Origin of the sequence: Streptomyces tatrensis (assembly GCF_049310065.1) — a bacterium.
In the GTDB taxonomy this organism is placed as follows: domain Bacteria; phylum Actinomycetota; class Actinomycetes; order Streptomycetales; family Streptomycetaceae; genus Streptomyces.
Genome location: NZ_JBMDLB010000011.1, coordinates 4532531 through 4552084, shown reverse-complemented (window position 1 = coordinate 4552084; position 19554 = coordinate 4532531). Strand labels below are relative to the sequence as shown.

General features: G+C 71.5%; 16 protein-coding genes. 4 read left to right on the top strand and 12 right to left on the bottom strand.

Annotated features, from left to right (window positions below; genetic code table 11):
- Window positions 1-119: 119 nt before the first annotated feature.
- The 6 genes from pstB to ACODT5_RS36425 all read right to left on the bottom strand — a co-directional run bounded on the left by pstB (window position 120) and on the right by ACODT5_RS36425 (window position 7926).
- Window positions 120-896: a phosphate ABC transporter ATP-binding protein PstB gene (gene pstB / locus ACODT5_RS36450; protein WP_422523335.1), complete on the bottom strand. Its 777-nt coding sequence runs from the start codon at window positions 894-896 to the stop codon at window positions 120-122.
- 28 nt (window positions 897-924) lie between these two features.
- Window positions 925-2007 carry a phosphate ABC transporter permease PstA gene (pstA, locus tag ACODT5_RS36445; RefSeq protein WP_422523334.1) on the bottom strand — a complete coding sequence of 361 codons (1083 nt, stop codon included), beginning with the start codon at window positions 2005-2007 and terminating at the stop codon, window positions 925-927.
- The gene (gene pstC, locus ACODT5_RS36440; protein WP_422523333.1) at window positions 2007-2996 is read right to left on the bottom strand and encodes a phosphate ABC transporter permease subunit PstC; all 990 of its coding nucleotides are present in this window, start codon (window positions 2994-2996) and stop codon (window positions 2007-2009) included. Before pstC ends, pstA begins: the two co-directional genes overlap by 1 nt.
- A gap of 132 nt (window positions 2997-3128) precedes the next feature.
- Window positions 3129-4265, bottom strand: coding sequence for a phosphate ABC transporter substrate-binding protein PstS (gene pstS / locus ACODT5_RS36435; RefSeq protein ID WP_422523332.1), 1137 nt, complete (start codon window positions 4263-4265; stop codon window positions 3129-3131).
- 393 nt (window positions 4266-4658) lie between these two features.
- Window positions 4659-5615, bottom strand: a complete 957-nt coding sequence (locus ACODT5_RS36430) for a CHAD domain-containing protein (RefSeq protein WP_422523331.1) — start codon at window positions 5613-5615, stop codon at window positions 4659-4661.
- Window positions 5596-7926 carry an RNA degradosome polyphosphate kinase gene (locus ACODT5_RS36425; RefSeq protein WP_422523330.1) on the bottom strand — a complete coding sequence of 777 codons (2331 nt, stop codon included), beginning with the start codon at window positions 7924-7926 and terminating at the stop codon, window positions 5596-5598. The genes ACODT5_RS36430 and ACODT5_RS36425 overlap by 20 nt, the downstream gene beginning before the upstream one ends.
- Before the next feature lie 541 nt (window positions 7927-8467).
- On the opposite strand from ACODT5_RS36425, the gene ACODT5_RS36420 reads away from it, so the two are divergent.
- Window positions 8468-8752, top strand: coding sequence for a hypothetical protein (locus ACODT5_RS36420; protein WP_422523329.1), 285 nt, complete (start codon window positions 8468-8470; stop codon window positions 8750-8752).
- A gap of 69 nt (window positions 8753-8821) precedes the next feature.
- Here the strand turns inward: ACODT5_RS36420 and mshD are convergent, their stop codons facing one another.
- Complete coding sequence (gene mshD, locus ACODT5_RS36415) at window positions 8822-9754, bottom strand: mycothiol synthase (protein WP_422523328.1); 933 nt, start codon at window positions 9752-9754, stop codon at window positions 8822-8824.
- Between the two features lie 274 nt (window positions 9755-10028).
- Between mshD and ACODT5_RS36410 the strand changes: the two genes are divergently transcribed.
- The gene (locus ACODT5_RS36410; protein ID WP_422523327.1) at window positions 10029-11837 is read left to right on the top strand and encodes a bifunctional metallophosphatase/5'-nucleotidase; all 1809 of its coding nucleotides are present in this window, start codon (window positions 10029-10031) and stop codon (window positions 11835-11837) included.
- Between the two features lie 98 nt (window positions 11838-11935).
- On the opposite strand, the gene ACODT5_RS36405 is transcribed toward ACODT5_RS36410, so the two are convergent.
- Window positions 11936-12718: an alpha/beta fold hydrolase gene (locus ACODT5_RS36405; protein ID WP_422523326.1), complete on the bottom strand. Its 783-nt coding sequence runs from the start codon at window positions 12716-12718 to the stop codon at window positions 11936-11938.
- A gap of 135 nt (window positions 12719-12853) precedes the next feature.
- On the opposite strand from ACODT5_RS36405, the gene ACODT5_RS36400 reads away from it, so the two are divergent.
- Together ACODT5_RS36400 and ACODT5_RS36395 are read left to right on the top strand one after the other, a co-directional pair.
- A complete protein-coding gene (locus tag ACODT5_RS36400; protein ID WP_422523325.1) occupies window positions 12854-13423 on the top strand; it encodes a TetR/AcrR family transcriptional regulator in 570 nt (189 codons plus the stop codon).
- Between the two features lie 76 nt (window positions 13424-13499).
- Window positions 13500-14438: a phosphatidylinositol-specific phospholipase C gene (locus tag ACODT5_RS36395; protein WP_422523324.1), complete on the top strand. Its 939-nt coding sequence runs from the start codon at window positions 13500-13502 to the stop codon at window positions 14436-14438.
- Here the strand turns inward: ACODT5_RS36395 and ACODT5_RS36390 are convergent.
- From ACODT5_RS36390 to ACODT5_RS36375, 4 genes are all read right to left on the bottom strand, one after another.
- Window positions 14418-15863 carry a sensor histidine kinase gene (locus ACODT5_RS36390; RefSeq protein WP_422523323.1) on the bottom strand — a complete coding sequence of 482 codons (1446 nt, stop codon included), beginning with the start codon at window positions 15861-15863 and terminating at the stop codon, window positions 14418-14420. The genes ACODT5_RS36395 and ACODT5_RS36390 overlap by 21 nt on opposite strands.
- On the bottom strand, window positions 15860-16609 hold the full coding sequence (locus ACODT5_RS36385) for a response regulator transcription factor (protein ID WP_422523322.1): 750 nt from the start codon (window positions 16607-16609) through the stop codon (window positions 15860-15862). The genes ACODT5_RS36390 and ACODT5_RS36385 overlap by 4 nt, the downstream gene beginning before the upstream one ends.
- Before the next feature lie 64 nt (window positions 16610-16673).
- Window positions 16674-17894 (bottom strand): S1C family serine protease, encoded by a 1221-nt coding sequence (locus ACODT5_RS36380; protein WP_422523321.1) that lies wholly within the window; start codon window positions 17892-17894, stop codon window positions 16674-16676.
- A 573-nt stretch (window positions 17895-18467) separates the two neighbouring features.
- Window positions 18468-19490 (bottom strand): LacI family DNA-binding transcriptional regulator, encoded by a 1023-nt coding sequence (locus ACODT5_RS36375; RefSeq protein ID WP_385371146.1) that lies wholly within the window; start codon window positions 19488-19490, stop codon window positions 18468-18470.
- Between the last annotated feature and the right edge of the window lie 64 nt (window positions 19491-19554).

Here is a 19554-nt window from a genome sequence, read left to right as displayed (position 1 = left end):
GTGACGTGTGGAGGGTGGAAAAGAAGCGGGCCGGCTCCCCCCACCCAGGGGGAACCGGCCCATTCGCCTTGCGGTGGCACCGCCATGCAGCACCGCAGGACGCTCAATCACATCCCGGTTTAGCCGAAGCGGCCCGAGATGTAGTCCTCGGTCGCCTGCACGGACGGGTTCGAGAAGATCCGGTCCGTGTCGTCGATCTCGATCAGCTTGCCGGGCTGGCCGACCGCGGAGAGGTTGAAGAAGGCCGTGCGGTCGGAGACGCGCGCCGCCTGCTGCATGTTGTGCGTCACGATGACGATCGTGAAGCGCTCCTTGAGCTCGCCGATCAGGTCCTCGATGGCGAGGGTGGAGATCGGGTCGAGGGCCGAGCAGGGCTCGTCCATCAGGAGGACCTGGGGCTCGACCGCGATGGCGCGGGCGATGCACAGGCGCTGCTGCTGGCCGCCGGAGAGGCTGGAACCGGGCTTGTTCAGGCGGTCCTTGACCTCGTTCCAGAGGTTGGCGCCCTGGAGGGACTTCTCGACGATCTCCGCGAGCTCGGACTTCTTGAAGGAGCCGTTGAGGCGCAGACCCGCGGCCACGTTGTCGAAGATCGACATGGTGGGGAAGGGGTTCGGGCGCTGGAAGACCATGCCGACCGTGCGGCGGACCGCGACCGGGTCCACGCCGGGGCCGTACAGGTTCTCGTCGTCCAGCAGCACCTTGCCCTCGACGCGGCCACCGGGGGTGACCTCGTGCATGCGGTTCAGGGTGCGCAGGAAGGTGGACTTGCCGCAGCCGGAGGGGCCGATGAAGGCCGTCACGGAGCGGGGCTCCACGGTCATCGAGATGTCGTCGATGGCCTTGTGGGTGCCGTAGAAGGCGGACAGTCCGCTGACGTCGATTCGCTTTGCCATGGTGGTCACTTCGCTTTCATTGATCGCGTCAGCGACCGGTCTTGGGGGCCTTCCAGCGGGCGATGCCGCGAGCCACCAGATTGAGGATCATGACGAAGGCGATCAGGACGAGCGCTGCGCCCCAGGCCCGGTCGTAGGAGGCTTCACTGCCGACCTTGTACTGCTCCCAGATGTACAGGGGGAGCGAGGACTGGGCACCTTCGAAGGGGTTGTTGTTGATCAGCTGGGTGCCGAAGACCAGCAGCATGATCGGAGCGGTCTCACCCGCGATGCGGGCCACGGCCAGCATCACGCCGGTGGCGATGCCGCCGATGGCCGTGGGGAGCACGACCTTGAGGATCACGCGCCACTTCGGCACACCGAGGGCCAGGGCGGCCTCGCGCAGCTCGTTCGGGACGAGCTTGAGCATCTCCTCGGTGGAGCGGACCACGACGGGCATCATCAGGATCGACAGGGCCATCGCGCCGGCGAAGCCGGAGGGGCCGAAGTCGAGCATCAGGTACCACGTCGTCAGGATGAACAGACCCGCGACGATGGAGGGGATGCCGGTCATGACGTCGACGAAGAAGGTGACGGCCTTGGCGAGCGAGCCCTTGCCGTACTCGACCAGGTAGACGGCGGTCAGCAGGCCGATGGGGGCCGAGATCGCGGTGGCCAGGGCGACCTGCTCGATGGTGCCGATGAGGGCGTGGTAGACGCCGCCGCCGGGCTCGAAGCTGGTCACGCCGTTCATCGAGTGGCTGAGGAAGTCCCCGTCGAGGACCGTCATGCCGCGGCTGATGGTCGTCCACAGCAGCGAGAGCAGCGGGACGAGCGCGAGGACGAAGCAGACCCAGACGACGGAGGTCGCGACCCGGTCCTTGGCCTGGCGGCGGTTCTCGACGATCGAGCTGGCCGTGTACGTGATGATCACGAACAGGGCGGCCGCGAGCAGACCCCACTGGATCTTGCTGTGGAGGCCGAAGAGGGCGCCGAGGGCGGAGCCGAGCGCCGTCGAGACGACGGCGATGCCGGCCGGGGCCCAGCGGGGCAGGTGGCCCTGCGTCAGGCTGCTGGGGGCGGCGGACTTGGCGGCCCGGGAGGGGCGCGGGTCCTGGAGTGCGTGGCTCATCAGGCGTTCGCCCCCGAGAAGTCCTTGCGACGGGCGATGATCAGCCGGGCGGCGCCGTTGACCAGCAGGGTGAGCAGGAAGAGCACGAGGCCGGAGGCGATCAGGGCGTCGCGGCCGAACTCGTTGGCCTCGTCGAACTTCGCGGCGATGTTCTGCGCGAACGTGCCGCCGCCCGGGTCCAGGATGTGGCCGGAGATCAGGAAGCTCGGGGAGAGGACGGTCGCGACGGCCATCGTCTCGCCGAGCGCGCGGCCGAGGCCGAGCATCGAGGCGGAGATGACTCCGGAGCGGCCGAAGGGCAGTACCGACATGCGGATGACTTCCCAGCGGGTCGCGCCGAGGGCCAGTGCGGCCTCCTCGTTCATGCGCGGGACCTGCAGGAAGACCTCGCGGCTGACGCTGGTCACGATCGGCAGGATCATGATCGCGAGCAGGATGCCGACGGTGAAGAGGGAGCGCGCGACGCCGACCTGGGTCTTGTCGAAGACGTAGGTCCAGCCCATGTACTCGTCGAGCCACAGGTTCAGCCCCGCGAGCTGCGGCACGAGGAAGAGGGCGCCCCAGATGCCGTAGATGATCGACGGCACGGCGGCCAGCAGGTCGATCACGTAGGCGAGGGGGGCGGCCAGCTTGCGCGGCGCGTAGTGCGAGATGAACAGGGCGATGCCGACAGCGATCGGAACCGCGATGGCCATCGCGATGATCGAGCTGACGACGGTGCCGAAGAGCAGGACGGCGATGCCGAAGACGGGGGGATTGGCCGACGCGTTCCAGTCGAACGTGGTGAGGAAGTTGCCCTCGTTGTCGGCCAGCGCGATGGAGGTGCGGTAGGTGAGGAAGACGGCGATCGACGCCATGATCACCAGGAGCAGGATGCCGGAGCCCTTGGAGAGGCCCGCGAAGATCTTGTCACCGGCGCGGCCGGTGGACCTTCCGCTCTTGGAGACAGGCGGAGCCTTGTCTATCTGGGTGGGTGTGATGGAAGCCATGGTCTTTCCGGTCTGGATGGGGGGCAGGCCCCCTGGCGGCGGTGCACCGGATCCCCTGGGTGGAGGGGAGGGTCCCCGGGCCGGTCCGCCCCCCGGACGGGGGGAGCGGACCGGTGGTCCCGGGGGTCTGTATTAGGCGAGCTTCGCGATGACTTCGCGGACCTTGGCGTTGATCTCGGCCGGGATCGGCGCGTAGCCGTTGTCGGTCAGGACCTTCTGGCCCGCGTCGGACGCGGTGTAGTTCAGGAAGGACTTCACGGTCGGGAGGGTCTCGGCCTTGTTGCCCTTGTCGCAGACGACCTCGTAGGTCACCAGGACGATCGGGTAGGCACCCTCGGCCTTGGTGGCGTAGTCGAGCTTCAGCGCCAGGTCGTCGCCGGTGCCGGAGATCTTGGCGGCGGCGATGGCCTTGGAGGCGTTCTCGCCCGTGGCCTTGACCGGAGCGGCAGCGCCGGTGGCGACGTCCACGGTCTTGATGCTCTGCGCGGAGGCGTAGGAGAGCTCGAAGTAGCCGATCGCACCGTCAACGGCCTTGACCTGCGAAGCGACACCGGAGGAGCCGGAGGCGCCGAGGCCGCCCGGGGCCGGCCACTTCTTCGAGGACTCGTACGTCCAGGCCTCGGGGGCGGCGGTCTTGAGGTACTTGCCGAGGTTCTCCGTGGTGCCCGAGTCCTCGGAGCGGTGGAGCGCCTGGATCGCGGTGGCGGGAAGCGTGACGCCGGGGTTCAGCTTCTTGATCGCCTCGTCGTCCCACTTCTTGATCTTGTCGTTGAAGATGTTGGCGATCGTGGGGGCGTCGAGGACCAGCTTGTCCACGCCGGCGACGTTGAAGCCGATGGCGATGGGGCCGCCGACCATCGGAAGGTCGATGCCCTGACCGCCGGTGCAGATCTTCTTCGACTCCTCGACGGCCTCGGGCTTCAGCGCCGAGTCCGAACCGGCGAAGCCGACGGTGCCCTGGTTGAAGGCGACGATGCCCTCACCGGAGGAGGAGGACTTGTAGTTCACCTCGACGCCCGGGCAGGCCGCCATGTAGTTCTTGACCCACAGGTCGATCGCGTTCTTCTGCGCGGAGGAGCCCGAGGCGAGGAGCTTGCCCTTGGCGCCGTCGCACTTGATGTCGCCCACGGCGGCGGAAGGCTTGCCCGAGGCGCCGGCGTCGTTCTTGGTGTTGTCGTCCGAGCCGCACGCCGTGAGGACCAGGGCGCCGGACACGACGAGCGCCCCGAGGGCGGAGGCACGAAGCATGTTCTTGCGCTGAAGCTTCACTTTCGGGTGTTTCCTTCCAGAAGCCGCCGGCCGCTTTCTGAATCGGGGCGGCGTGCGAAGAGGACTACGTCGGTTGCCCGGGTGAATCCTCCGCCTTCGCGGCGACTCGCCCTTGCATCTCCGAAGTTAGGCAGATCAGGTGAAGCGGCCGACCGGGGTAAGTGAACGGACGGTGAACCGTGGCGGACGGGGTGGTGTGAGAGGCCCGTGACGCGACTGGGGGTCATCTTCTGTTATCCCGCCGTTACCGATGCGTGACCCGTCGCGGGTGCGTGCGGCGCCGTTGCGGGTGTGTGCGGCACTGTTGCCGGGGATCAGCCCCCGGATCCCGCGCCTCACACGCCGGCGGGGCCGGATTCGGCCGCCGGCGGCGCCGGGTGGGGGCTGGAGGGGTCACACGCCCGCGTGGCTGGAATCGGCAGGTTGCCAGATGTGCTGGAAGGTGGCGCGGGAGGCTTCGACCTCGTGGCGCTGGTCCGCGTGCAGGACGCCCAGGGCGTACGCCGTCGCCGGGGCGATGCGGGGGGTGCGGGCCGCCGTGGCGGAGGCGGCGGCGGCTTCCGCGGCGTCGCGGTGGCGGGTCAGGGCCTCGCCCGCGGCCGTCAGGCGGGCCACGTCGCCGCCCAGGGCCTCCTGGGCGTAGCGGTGGACGCGCAGCAGGCGGCGCACCTCGTTCCACGAGCCGTCGTGGTCCGCGTCGTACGGGTGCGAGGGCGAGGGGGCGGGGAGGGAGTGCACCGCCGTGGACAGGCGGGAATGAGCCACCTCGGCCAGGGGGACCAGGACCTCGCCCACCCGGCCGCCCGCCGCTACCGGGTCCAGCGGGACCTCGGAGGCCAGGACCGCCACCGCGTCCGCGACCGCGTGGAAGCGGGAGGAGCCGAGCGCCTGCAGGGTCGCGGAGTGGGCCCGGGTGCGGGCCAGGGTGAGCTGGCGCTCCAGCAGGGCGCCCGCGCGGGCCGAGCCCACGGTCAGCGAGCCCGCCGTCCCCCTGGGCGCCGGTACCTCGGGGCTCCCCGACAGCCGTTGCAGGGCGTCCATCAGCCGTGACAGCCGGGCCGCGTAGGCGTGCTCGTCGGCCAGCGTCGCCGAGAGCCAGACCAGCTCGGTGCGCAGTGAATCCGCCCAGGAGGAATCGGCCACCGCCCTGAAGGTGGACAGGGAGCAGGAGATCCGGCGCGCAGCCCCCCGCAGGCTGCGCGCCGCCTCGGTGCCCTCGGCGCCGCCGCTCGCCGCGCCCTCCTCGTGCAGGCGCAGGCCCCGCAGGAACGCGGTGGCCTGCGCACGCAGGTACGTACCGAGCACGGTGCCTGCCGCCGTCGCGGTCAGGTCATGATTTGGCTGAGCCACGCCGGCGCCTCCGGGCGTCAATGAGCATCTCCTGAACGTGCCGCAGCGGCTGGCCCTCGCTGTCCGTGCTGTGCCGGGTCCATTCGCCGTCGGGGCCCAGGTGCCAGGAGGTGGTGAGGTCGGACATGCCGGTTTCCAGCAGCCGGTCCAGTGCCGCGCGGTGGGCCGGGTCGGCGACCCTGACCAGTGCCTCGATACGGCGGTCGAGGTTGCGGTGCATCATGTCGGCGCTGCCTATGTACACCTCGGGTTCGCCGCCGTTGCCGAAGGCGAAGACCCGGGAGTGCTCCAGGAAGCGGCCGAGGATCGAGCGGACCCGGATGTTGTCCGAGAGCCCGGGGACACCGGGGCGGATCGCGCAGATGCCGCGGACCCAGATGTCGATGGGCACGCCCGCCTGCGAGGCCCGGTAGAGGGAGTCGATGAGCGCCTCGTCGACGATCGAGTTCATCTTGAGGCGGACGTACGCGGGGCGGCCCGCCTTGTGGTGGGCGGCCTCCTTGTCGATCCGGGAGATCAGGCCGTCGCGCAGCGAGCGCGGGGCCACCAGCAGCCGGCGGTAGGTCTCGCGGCGCGAGTAGCCGGACAGCCGGTTGAAGAGGTCGGAGAGGTCCGCGCCGACCTGGGAGTCGGCGGTGAGCAGGCCGAGGTCCTCGTAGAGCCGTGCCGTCTTGGGGTGGTAGTTGCCGGTGCCGACGTGGGAGTAGCGGCGCAGCGTGTCGCCCTCCTGGCGGACGACGAGCGACAGCTTGCAGTGGGTCTTGAGGCCGACGAGCCCGTAGACGACGTGGCAGCCGGATTCCTCGAGCTTGCGGGCCCACTTGATGTTGGCCTGCTCGTCGAAGCGGGCCTTGATCTCGACGAGGACGAGGACCTGCTTGCCGGATTCGGCGGCGTCGATCAGGGCGTCCACGATCGGGGAGTCGCCGGAGGTCCGGTACAGCGTCTGCTTGATCGCGAGGACGTCCGGGTCGGCGGCGGCCTGCTCCAGGAAGGCCTGCACGGAGGTGGAGAAGGAGTCGTACGGGTGGTGGAGCAGGACGTCGCGTTCGCGCAGCGCGGCGAAGATGTCGGGCGCGGACGCGGACTCGACCTCGGCGAGGTCGCGGTGCGTGCCGGCGACGAACTTCTTGAACTTCAGCTCCGGGCGGTCCAGGGAGGCGATCCCGAAGAGGGCGGTGAGGTCGAGGGGGCCGGGGAGCGGGTACACCTCGGACGGGTTGACCTTCAGCTCCTGCACGAGCAGGTCCAGGACGCCGGGGTCGATGGACTCCTCGACCTCCAGGCGCACCGGCGGGCCGAAGCGGCGCCGCATCAGTTCCTTCTCGAGGGCCTGGAGGAGGTTCTCCGCGTCGTCCTCCTCCACTTCGAGGTCCTCGTTGCGGGTCACGCGGAACATGTGGTGCGCGAGCACCTCCATGCCGGGGAACAGCTCTTCCAGGTGCGCGGCGATGACGTCTTCGAGGGGGACGTAGCGCTGCGGGGAGGCTTCCAGGAAGCGGGAGAGGAGCGGGGGGACCTTGACCCGGGCGAAGTGGCGGTGGCCGCTGACGGGATTGCGTACGACCACGGCCAGGTTCAGGGACAGGCCGGAGATGTACGGGAACGGGTGCGCGGGGTCCACGGCCAGCGGGGTGAGCACCGGGAAGATCTGGTTGCGGAACAGGGTGAAGAGGCGCGCCTGCTCCTTCTCGGTGAGGTCGGGCCACCGGATGAGGTGGACGCCCTCCTCGGCGAGCTGCGGGGAGATGTCCTGCTGGAAGCAGGCGGCGTGGCGGGCCATGAGCTCGCGCGAGCGGGTCCAGATGAGGTCGAGGACCTCACGGGGCTGCAGGCCTGAGGCCGAACGGGTGGCGACGCCGGTCGCGATGCGGCGCTTGAGGCCGGCGACGCGGACCATGAAGAACTCGTCGAGGTTGCTGGCGAAGATCGCCAGGAAGTTCGCGCGCTCCAGGAGCGGCGTGGCGGGGTCCTCGGCGAGCTCCAGGACGCGCTCGTTGAAGGCGAGCCAGCTGCGCTCCCGGTCGAGGAAGCGGCCCGGGGGCAGCTCACCGGCGTCCTTCTCGTCGTAGGCGTCCAGGTCCGCGTCGAGATCCGGTTCCAGGTCCACGTGCGGGCGGTGGGCGGCTATGGACCCCAGGCGGGCGTGGGCGCCGGTGGCGGCGCGCGCGGCCACGGCCTCGGGGGTCGCGGCGCGGGCGGCGGCGGCTGCGGAGACGTCGGCGGCCGATGGCGCGGAGGGGGACGCGAACTTGTTCGCCGGCTGCTGGGTGGGTACCTCGGAAGGGGCTGCGCTGGGCTTGTGGCTCATGACTCCATTCTTCCGCGCGCGCGGGAGGACAGGCGCGTCGGAAGTGTCGGCCGTCAGTCGGAGTCGGGGCTGCATGCGGTCAGCTTCGCGACCGCGCATTAATGCGCGGTTAATGGCGTATGGCTTCCAGGGTCCGGGAGGACGGCTGGGGGAGGTGCGGGGGTCGGCTCCGTGCCGACCGGGAGAGGGGGAGCCGCGGCTGCGCCGGCGAGGCGGGGGCTGTCACCGCCCGGGGTGGCCCCGGTGGGGTCGCCGGGGGGTCCGGCGGGCCGGGGGTGCGTCCGCGAAGCCCGCGCCGGGGGCCTGGGGGCCTGCGGGTGCGTGGGGGCGGGGGGTGTTCTAGCGTCGGTAGGAGGGAGGGATGTCCTGCCGAGTCGGTCCGGTACGGGGACCGGGCCCGGGGCCGTACGCGGCCGTGCGTGCTCGGCGCCGTTCCCGCGTGGTCCGGTACGTCGTGCTGGGCCCGGCACGCCCCGGTACGCCGAGGCAGGTACGGGTCGCGGTGCGGCCGCGCGGTGATCCCGGAGAGCAGGTACGTCCCATGCGCACGTCGACCCGTATCGCAGGTGTCCTCACCGGTCTGACCCTCGCCCTGGGCGGCGCGGCCCTGACGGCTCCCACCGCCCTGGCCGCCCCCGCGGACGTCTCGGCCTGTATCAACCACGTCGAGCGGGAGCTGAAGGGCGGCGAGGCTCCGGCATCCGTCCGCGCCTCCTGCTACATCGCGCTGACCGGGGCCCAGGACGAGTGTGTGACCGGCCTGACCGAGGGCAGCGGGGTGACCAAGGCGACGGCGGAGAGCGCCTGCAAGCTGGGCGCCGAGTAGCCGAGTAGCCGAGTAGCCGAGTAGCCGTGGGCCGGGGAAGGCCCCCCGGCCCACGGCTCCGGACGCGGGTCAGCTCTCCGTGCGGTACATCAGGTCCACCTCGTGGGTGGAGAAGCCGAGGCCCGCGTACACGGCCAGGGCCGCCGGGTTGTCGGCGTCCACGTAGAGCATCGCCGTGGGCAGGCCCGCCCCGGCCAGGTGGCGCAGGCCGATCGCGGTGAGGGCCTTGCCGAGGCCGCCGCCCTGCGAGCCGGGGCGCACACCGAGGACGTAGACCTCGCCCAGCTGCTGCTCGGCGTGCACCTTCGTCCAGTGGAAGCCGACCAGTTCGCCGTCGCGCTCGGCGAGGAAGAAGCCGGCGGCGTCGAACCAGGGCTGCGCGATGCGGTCGTTCAGGTCCCGCTGCGTGAGCGAGCCCTGCTCGGGGTGGTGGGCGAAGGCCGCCGCGTTGACGGCCAGCCAGGCGGCGTCGTCGGCGCCGGGCACGAAGGTGCGTACGGTCACGCCCGCGGGGAGGACGGCCTCCGGCAGGGGCGCCGCGTCCGCGCCGAGCGGGCGGCGGAGCTGGCGCAGTTCGCGGAACAGGGTCAGCCCGAGCACCTGCGCGAGGTGACGCGCCGCCGACTTGCCGCCGTGCGCCCACACCCGGATCCGCTTGCCGGAGGCGGCCAGCAGGGCGCTGCCCAGCGCCCGCCCGTGCCCGCGCCCGCGCAGCGCGGGGTGGACGACGAGCTCGGCGGCGGGGGCCTCCACCGGGTCGGTGTCCTCCAGTTGCCCGTACGCGGTGAGCCGCCCGTCGGCGGTCAGGAGGAAGTGGCGGATCCCCTCCCGCGCTCCGCCGCGCAGCTGGAGCCGGCCCTGCTCGGACACGGCGGTGGTGCCGTCGGTGCGGGCCGCGTCCTCGATCAGGGCGAGAACGGCGTCGGCCTGTTCGTCCGTCAGTTCGTCGAGGGTCTGGATCTGCCGTCCCGGCTCCAGGACCACTGCTGCGTCGTCAGTCATGGAACCGAGCCTACGACCACGGTGGGGGAGCGGTGGGGTGCGGCCCGGACCGGCGCCGGGACCGGCGCGCGGTCCGTCCCGCGAACGGCCTGCCGACGGGCCTGCGAAGGGGCTCCGAAAGGCCTCTGAAGGGCCCGTCCGACGGCACCGCCGCCGGCTCCCCGTCGGTTGCGTGTAACCAGCTCGATACCCGGTACCCCTGTCGCGCTACGCGCGTTGACTCTAGGCTTCGGCAGACCTCCCGAGATGTATCGCTGTCCACAAAGGGGAACAAATGTCAGCGACGCCACAACGGCACCGCCGAACCCGCCGGTTGGCCCTCTCCGCTCTCGCCGTGGCCACGGCCGGCGGTGCGATGATCGCCGCCGCCCTTCCGGCCGGAGCCGCGAGTGGTGACGGATACGGCCGTGACAACGGCCGCACCGTCGACGTACAGATGCTGTCGTTCAACGACTTCCACGGCACCCTGGAGCCCCCGCAGGGCTCCTCGGCCTACGTGAACGACGGCACCGCCACGCCCATACTCGCGGGCGGTGTCGAGTACCTCGCCGCCCGTCTGCGCGAGGCCCGCAAGGGCCACAAGTACTCCGTCACCGCCGCGGCCGGTGACATGATCGGCGCCAGCCCGATGGTGTCGGGCCTCTTCCACGACGAGCCGACCATCGAGGCGCTCAACGGCCTCGACCTGGACGTGAGCAGCGTCGGCAACCACGAGTTCGACGAGGGCAAGACCGAGCTGCGCCGCATGCAGTACGGCGGCTGCCACCCGGTCGAGGGCTGCTTCGAGTACGGCAAGGAGTTCGGCGGCGCCGAGTTCAAGTACCTCGCCGCGAACGTGGTGGACGAGAAGACCAAGCGTCCGATGATGAGCCCCACGTACGTCTGGAAGCAGGGGGACGTGAAGATCGGCTTCATCGGCGTCACCCTGGAGGGCACCCCCGACATCGTGACCGCCGACGGGGTCAAGGGCCTCAAGTTCGGCGACGAGGTCGAGACGATCAACAAGTACGCCGAAGAGCTGAACAAGCAGGGCGTGAAGTCGATCGTGGCCCTGATCCACGAGGGCGGCCTGCCCGCGAGCGGCGCGTACAACTACGACTGCAACGTCCCGGGCGCCGGCGCCGGCGTCTCCGGGGCCATCGTCGACATCGCGAAGAACGTCTCGCCGAAGGTCGACGCCCTGGTCACCGGTCACACGCATCAGGCGTACGCGTGCAACATCCCCGACCCGGCGGGCAACCCGCGCACGGTCACCTCGGCCGCCTCCTTCGGCCGGCTGTTCACGGACACCACCCTCACGTACGACCGCGCGACCAAGGACATCGTCCGTACGCCGGTCGCCTCGCCGCTGGTGGTCCAGAAGGTCGTCAACCGGAAGGATCCTGCCGGGGACATGACCACGCTGATCGAGCGCTGGAACGCGCTGGCCGCGCCGATCGCGAACCGTCCGATGGGCTACGTCTCGGCCGAGATCGCGGGCCGCGGCTCGAAGGAGTACGAGAAGCCGCTCGGTGACGTGATCGCCGACGCGCAGCTCGAAGCCCTGGCCCCGGCGGCCAAGGGCGGCGCCGAGCTCGCCGTCATGAACCCGGGCGGCATCCGTGGCGACCTCGCCTACAAGGCGGGCGGCAGCGAGGGCGACGGGGTGGTGACGTACGGCGAGTCGTACACGGTGCAGCCGTTCACGAACATGATGAACGTCGTGGACCTGACCGGCGCCCAGCTGGTCACGATGCTCCAGCAGCAGGTCAGCGGCCCGGTCAACGGTCCGGGGCCGAAGATCCTGCAGATCTCCAAGGGCTTCTCCTACACCCTGGACACCACCAAGGCGGGCGCGGACCGCATCGTCGTGGACTCGGTGAAGCTGAACGGTGCGGCCATCGACCCCGCCCGGACCTACCGGGTCGCGATGAACGAGTTCCTCGCGGGCGGCGGTGACGGTTTCACCGTCCTGAAGGAGCACAAGAACAAGCTGGTCGGAGCGTCCGACCTGGACGTCTTCAACGCCTACCTGACCGCGCACTCCTCGGCGACCGCGCCGCTGGCCCCGCCGGTGGCGGACCGGATCACGGTCATCAAGTAGCACCCTGAGCAGTACCTGAAGCAGTACCTGAAGCAGGATCTGCCTCTTGAGGGGCGGTGGGCCATCGGCCCGCCGCCCCTTCGGCGTTCCCGGGCGCCCTACACCCCGGCCAGGAAGCCGCGTACGGCCTCCGCGAGGCCCTTCGGGTCCTGGAAGGGCACGAAGTGCTCGGTGTCGAGGCCGGCGTACGAGGTCCCGGGGCGCCGGGCGACCATCGCGTCGGCCAGTTCCCGGGGGAGCACGTCGCTGCGCAGTCCGTGGACGAGCAGCGCCGGGCAGCTGCTCGCGAGCCAGACGTCCCAGCGCGAGGTGTCGTCCCCGGCGAGGGTGGCCAGAGTGGCCGCGGGGTCGAACGGCAGCCGCCAGCCGGTGTCGTCCGGGAGCGGGCGCAGGAAGGGCCCGGTCCCCTCGGCGAGCGGGCCGAGGGCGGCGAGGAGTTCCTCGCGGGTGGGCGCGGTGTACGGGAGGTCGTGCAGGAAGTCCCAGAAGGACGGGCCGTCCTGGCGCGGGCTCTCCACCGGGGCGTCGACGTTGATCAGGGCGGACACCAGGTCGGGGCGGGCGGCGGCCAGGTGGTAGGCGTTGATCCCGCCGAGGGAGAAGCCGAGGACGGGCACGGGGCCGCCGGGGGCGAGGTGTTCCAGCAGGGCGGCGGCGTCGGCGGCGTAGCCCGCGCGGCTGTACTCGGGGGCGTGGCCGGAGTCGCCGTGGCCGCGCTGGTCGGGGGCGATGACCCGCCACTCCTCGCCGAGGTCGGTGGCGAGGGCGGTGAAGTGGGCGCCCTCGGAGAGCCCGCCGTGGAGGGCCAGCAGCGGGCGGCCCGGCCCGCCGAAGTCCAGGTAGGACAGGGTGCGGTCGTCGATCTTCAGCTCGTGGCGCATGGCGTTGCTCTCCCCGTGTGTGCTGTTCGGGCGTGCTGGTCGGTGCCCTGTGGCCAGGCTGCCAGGATTTGGGCAAGCGCGCAATACGCTCGTGTAGGGCACTTGCCCAAAACGGGGCGCGGATACGATCCCGGCATGGGAAATCGCGAGGACCTGCTGGCCGGAGCCCGGCGCTGCCTGGAGGAGAAGGGCTATCTCCGGACGACCGTGCGCGACATCGCCTCGGCCGCGCAGGTGAGCATGGCCGCGATCGGCTACCACTTCGGCACCCGCGAGGTGCTGCTCAACCAGGCGCTGTTCGCGGCCATGGACGAGTGGGCCGCGGGATCGGGCCGGCTCGCCGGGCAGGGCGACACCGCGCGGGAGCGCTACGCCGACACCTGGGACCGCAAGATCCGGGACTTCGGCGAGATGCGCTGGCTCTGGACCGCCTCCGTCGAGGCCTTCGTGCACGCGCAGTCCTCACCCGAGCTGCTCGCTGTCCTGGCCGAGGGTCAGCGCCGCAACCGCCGCATGGTGGCCGCGCAGTTGCGCGGAGTCCCCGTCGAGGAGGTCGCGGAGGAGGACGTACGGAGCCTCGGATCGGTGCACATCGCGCTGCTGACCGGGGTCATGGTGCAGTGCCTGACCGACCCGGAGCACGCGCCGGACGGCCGGTCCCTCGCCCAAGGGCTGCGCGCGATGGCGGAGTTGCTCGAAAGCTGATTCCTACCCGTGGGTAGTAATGCATGGCTCCGCACGCCATAATCCGGGCCACCACTGGGTCGGCAAAGGGGCGGGCATGGGCGTGGGCACGGGCATCGGCGTGGGCACGGATACGGGTACGGGTACGAGCGCGGCTACGGGGCTGCGCCGGCGCAGCTTCCTGGCGGGGGCGGCGGCCCTGGGCGCCACCGGCGTTGTCGCCGGGCTCGGCGCGGCCCCGGCGACCGCCGCGGCACTCTCCACCCAGGACTGGATGAGCGGCCTCGGCGACTCCACCGCCCTCCAGCGCATGACCATCCCCGGTACCCACGACTCGGGCGCCACCCGGGGCGGGCTCTACGTCGCCTGCCAGAACACCTCCATCGCCGACCAGCTCGGCTCCGGGATCCGCTTCCTCGACGTCCGCTGCCGGGTGACCGGCGGATCCTTCGCGATCCACCACGGCGCGTACTACCAGAACCTGATGTTCGGCGACGTCCTCGCCGCCTGCTGGAACTTCCTCGCCGCGCACCCCTCCGAGACCGTGCTGATGCGGCTCAAGCAGGAGTACTCCGAGGAGAGCAACGCCACCTTCCGAGCCGTCTTCGACGACTACCTGAACAACCGGGGCTGGAGCCCGCTCTTCAAGATCGCGGACTCGCTGCCCACCCTCGGCCAGGTACGCGGCAAGGTGCTGCTGCTCCCCGACAACGGCGGCCTCCCCGGCGGCCTGCGCTACGGCGACGGCAACGTCTTCGACATCCAGGACGACTACATGGCCGAGCCCTTCGCCAAGCGCGGCAAGATCGAGAACCACTTCCGCAAGGCCGTCCAGCAGCCCGGCAAGTTCTTCATGAACTACACCAGCACGGCCGCGGCCCTGCCGCCCCGCTGGAACTCCGACCGCCTCAACCCGCAGGTGCACGCCTTCGTCGACGGCTCCGAGCTCACCGGCCGGACCGGGCTCGGGATCGTCCCGATGGACTTCCCGAACACCCGCTCCGGCCTGGTCGCCTCACTGATCCGGCACAACTGACGCCTGCGCGGGCGGCGGAGTCGGGGCGCCCGGGATGCTGAGGACCGCCTCCGTGCCCGGGCCGCCGTCCGCCGGGGCGCGGAGCTCGGCCGTGCCGCCCGCGCGCTGCACCGTACGGGCCACGATCGACAGGCCCAGGCCGCTGCCGGGCAGGGCCCGGGCGGACGGGGAGCGCCAGAACCGCTCGAAGACGTGCGGGAGGTCGTCGGCCGGGATGCCGGGGCCGCGGTCCCGTACGGTCAGCTCGCCCGCGCGCAGCGACACGGTGACCGTGCTGCCGGGCGGGCTGAACTTCACCGCGTTGTCCAGGACGTTGACCACCGCCCGCTCCAGGGCCGCCGCCTCGCCGCGTACGTACCAGGGCGCCAGGTCCGAGTCGAAGTCCAGCTCCGGACCGCGCAGTCGGGCCCGGGACAGCGCCGCGCCCGTGATCTCGTGCAGGGCCACCACTCCGAGGGGGCCGGGGGCGGCCGCGTCCGGGCGGGACAGCTCCTGCAAATCGCCGATCAGCGAGGCCAGTTCCGTCATCTGCGCCTTGACCGAGGCCAGCAGCTCCTTGCGATCCTCCGGCGGGATGGCCCGGCCCGTCTCCTCGCTGCGCGCCAGCAGCTCGATGTTGGTGCGCAGCGAGGTGAGCGGGGTGCGCAGCTCGTGCCCGGCGTCCGCGATCAGCTGGGCCTGGCGTTCCTGGGAGGAGGCGAGGGCGGCCGTCATGGAGTTGAAGGAGCGCGACAGCCGGGCGATCTCGTCGTCGCCCTCGTCGGGGATCCGGACGGTGAGGTCCTCGGTGCGCGCGATGTGCTCGACGGCGCCGGTCAGTTCGTCGACCGGGCGCAGGCCCGTACGGGCCACCCACAGGCCGGCGACGCCCGCGCCGAGGATGCCGACGGCGGAGACGAAGAGGAGGACCCAGGCCAGGGTGGACAGGGGTTCGGTGACGTCCGAGAGGGGCTTGGCCACCGAGATGGCGGCGATGGAGTTCTGCCCGACCGGGCCGGAGGACAGTTCCACGGGCTGGGTGTAGACGCGTACGGGGGTGCCGTCCGTGGTCTTGCCGTCGTACAGGGTCGCTCCGCGCACCCCCTTGGCGACGTCGAGGTCGTAGCCGGTGACCGGGAGGGTGTTCTTCCCGTCCACCCAGCAGCGGCCGCCCGTGGGCAGCACGATCTGCACGGGTGCGCTCAGGTTGTTCTCCCAGGGGCCGGGCGCCTTGTCCCGGCACCCGAGCCCGGTCAGCGTCTGGCTCGCCTGCGCACGGGCGTTGGTGGAGCGCAGCGAACTGTTCAGCTGCTCGTTCAGCTGGGTGCGGACCATGAACCAGCTCACGCAGGCCACGGCCGCGACCGCCAGTGCCACCGCGACGGTGACCAGCAGGGCGAGCCGGGAGCGGAGCGGGAGGCCGCGGAATCTGGCGGTGGGGCTCACTCCGGGCCGCCGGTGTCGCCGGCCCCCGCCGCGCGCAGGACGTAGCCCACGCCGCGCACGGTGTGGACCAGGCGGGGCTCGCCCCCGGCCTCGGTCTTGCGGCGCAGGTACATCACGTACACGTCCAGGGAGTTGGAGCTGGGCTCGAAGTCGAAGCCCCATACGGTCTTGAGGATCTGCTCGCGGGTCAGGACCTGGCGCGGGTGCGCGAGGAACATCTCCAGCAGGGTGAACTCGGTACGGGTCAGCTCCACGGGGCGGCCGCCGCGGGTGACCTCGCGGGTGGCGAGGTCCATGCGCAGGTCCCCGAAGGTCAGCGCGTCGGCGTCCTCGGACCGGCCGTCGCCGCCGGCGGGGGCGGCGTAGGAGCTGCGGCGCAGCAGGGCGCGCACGCGGGCGAAGAGCTCGTCCAGCTCGAACGGCTTGACCAGGTAGTCGTCGGCGCCCGCGTCGAGGCCGGTGACGCGGTCGCCGACCGTATCGCGGGCGGTCAGCATCAGGACCGGCGTGGTGCTGCCTGCGGCGCGCAGCCGGCGGGCGGCGGTCAGGCCGTCCATCCGCGGCATCTGGATGTCCAGGATGATCAGGTCGGGGGCGTACGAGTCCGCCTTGTCGAGGGCGTCGAGCCCGTCGACGGCGGTCTGCGTGCCGTACCCCTCGAAGGCCAGGCTGCGGCGCAGGGCCTCGCGGACGGCCGGTTCGTCGTCGACGACGAGGATGCGCTGCTGGTCGCCTTCGGCGCTCATACGGGGTCCCCCCAGGTGGTGGTCGGTCTCCTACCAGGCTCGCACGGGCGGGCTGGAAGTCGGGCTAGAAGGAGGTCCCGAACCCGTTCGCGGCGTTGTTGCCGGAGTTGTTGTTGCCGTTGTTGCTGCTGCCGTCGCCGCCCGGGCCGCCCTTGCGGAGGGAGGGGAGGTCGGCCTTGATGGTGTTGACGGGGATGGCGAAGCCGAGACCGACGCTGCCGGCGGAGCCGCTGCCGCTGGAGGGGGAGTAGATCGCGGAGGGCATGCCCACGATCTCGCCGTTCATGTTGACGAGGGCGCCGCCGGAGTTGCCGGGGTTGAGGGAGGCGTCCGTCTGGATGGCCTTGTACGAGGTGGTGTCCGTGCCGGTGTTCCCGTTGAACTGCTGACCGCCGTAGGAGAACGGGAAGCCGCCCTCGGGCGACTGCTGCTTCTGCTCGGACTTGGGGACGTTCACCTCGCGGTCGAGCGCGGAGACGATGCCGCTGGTGACCGTGCCGGTGAGGCGGTCGGGGGAGCCGATGGCGACGACCTCGTCGCCGACCTTGAGGCTGTCGGAGTTGCCGAGGCTGGCCGGCTTGAGGCCGCTCGCGCCTTCGAGCTTGATGAGGGCGAGGTCCTTGTCCGGGTCCGTGCCGACGACCTTCGCGCTGTACTTCTTGCCGTCGCTCATCGTCACCTGGATCTGGCTCGCGCCGTCGATCACGTGGTTGTTGGTGACGATCTCGCCGTCGGCGGTGATCACGATGCCGGAGCCGGTGCCCTGCCCGGAGGTGGTGCGGGTGTCGATGCGGACCACGGAGGGGCTGACGTTCTCGGCGACGCCGGTGACGGTGCCCTTGTTCGACTGGGAGATGGTGCTGCCGTTGACGCCGGTGCCGGTGCCGTCGGTCTTGTTCAGCATCTGCTGGACGGCGGCGGCCGTTCCGCCGCCGACGACGGCGGCCGCGAGGGCCACGGCAGCGAGGAGGGCGACCGGGCGCTTGGCACGGGCGTGGCCCTGCGGGGCGGCGGCGGCCGGGGCGGCCTCGCCCCAGGTGGCCCAGCCGCCGTTGCCGGCGCCGCCGCTGCTCCGGGGGACGGTCTCGCCCTGGATGACCGGGGGAGTGTGGGCCTGGTGCCAGCCGGGGGCGGGTGCGGCCGGGGGGTAGGCCGGCGGCGGCGGGTACGCGGCGTCCTGTGCGAGCCGGTCACGACCGCGCTGCCAGTCCTCGCCCCAGGGGGCGGGCTGCTGGGGGCGGTTTTCCTGGGGGTACTCGCCTTCGCGGCGGAGGTTCTCGGTCATGGATACGACTCTGTCCGCCGATGATGAGAGCTTCCTGAGTCCCCGCTGAGAAGCCCGACAGAACCGTGTATGCCCGATATAAGCCCGGGCTGGGCCCGTGTGCCCTTGGGTGCCCTCGGGTGGGCCGAGTTGGCCGGGCGGGTCGGGGTGGCTCGGGTGCCCCGCGTGGGCCGAGTGGGCGGGGTCGGGCCGGGTGGGCCGGGTGCGGGCGGTCGGGCCCTGCGGGGCGAAGTCCCCTACTCGCCCTTCGCCCATCCCCCAGACTCCGTCCGGGGGGACCCCCAGCCGGGCTGCGCCCGGACCCCCTGGGGCTCCGCCCCAGACCCCGCGCCTCAAACGCCGGCGGGGCTGGATGTATCCAGCCCGTCCGGCGTTTGAGGACCGGGTCCGGGCAGAGCCCGGGGAACGGTGGAAGGGCGGGTAGGGGAACTCCGCCCCGCAGGGCCGACCCAGCCGCACCCGCCCACCGGACCCGGGGCCGGACGGCGGTGGCAAGGACCCCGCCCGGCCACCGTCGGATGGAGTCCGGCGCAGCGGTGCGAGCGGCGCATCAAGAGGGGGCGCGGCCAGCGCTTAGCGGCAGCCGCAGGAGCGGCGGATGACCAGGGCCGACGGGAACTGCTTCAGGCGTTCGCGGCGGGAGCCCGCCACCCGCAGGGCGTCGTCCAGGACGAGGTCCACCGCTGCGCGGGCCATCGCCGGGCGGTCCGAGGCGATCGTGGTGAGGGGCGGGTCCGTCAGGGCCGCCTCCTTGACGTCGTCGAAGCCGGCCACCGCCAGCTGCTCGGGCACGTCGATGCGCAGCTCCCGCGCGGCGCGCAGGACGCCGATCGCCTGGTCGTCCGTAGCGCAGAAGATGGCCGGCGGGCGGTCCGGCCCGGCCAGCAGCTCCAGGGCGACCTTGTACGCGTCGTAGCGGTTGTACGGGGCCTGGAAGAGCCGGCCCTCCACCGAGCGGCCGGATTCGAGCATGGCCCGCCGCCAGCCCTCGACGTGGTCGGCCACCGGGTCGCCGACCTCGGGGGTGCTCTCGACACCGCCGAGGCAGGCCACGTACGGGTGCCCGTGTTCGAGGAGGTGCCGGGTGGCGAGCTGCGCGCCGCCGATGTCGTCCGTGACGACGGCGACGTCGTCGATGGCCTCGGGGCGCTCGTGGAGGAGGACCACGCGGGCGTCCCAGGCCTCGATCTCGGAGGCGGCCTGCTCGCTCATGCCCTGGCTGACCAGGATCAGGCCGGAGACCCGCATCCCGAGGAAGGCCCGCAGATAGTGGACCTCGCGCTCGGTGCGGTAGTCGGAGTTGCCGACCAGCACCATCTTTCCGCGCTCGGCGGCGGCCTGCTCGACCGCGTGCGCCATCTCCGCGAAGAACGGCTGACGGGCATCGGGGACGATCATGCCTATGAGGTCGGTGCGGCGCGAGGCCATCGCCTGCGCGACCCGGTCCGGGCGGTAGCCCAGCTCCTTGATCGCGGCGAGGACACGCTCGCGCGTGGCCGGGGCAACCGGCCTGGGTCCGTTGTTGATGACGTAGCTCACGACGGCGGTAGAAGTACCCGCAAGTCGTGCCACGTCATCCCGCGTCACCTTGGCCACGCGCGGAAGTCTACGCGGGGTGACCTACCTCTGGGCAGGGCGTCCGGAGGAGGTCATTCCCACA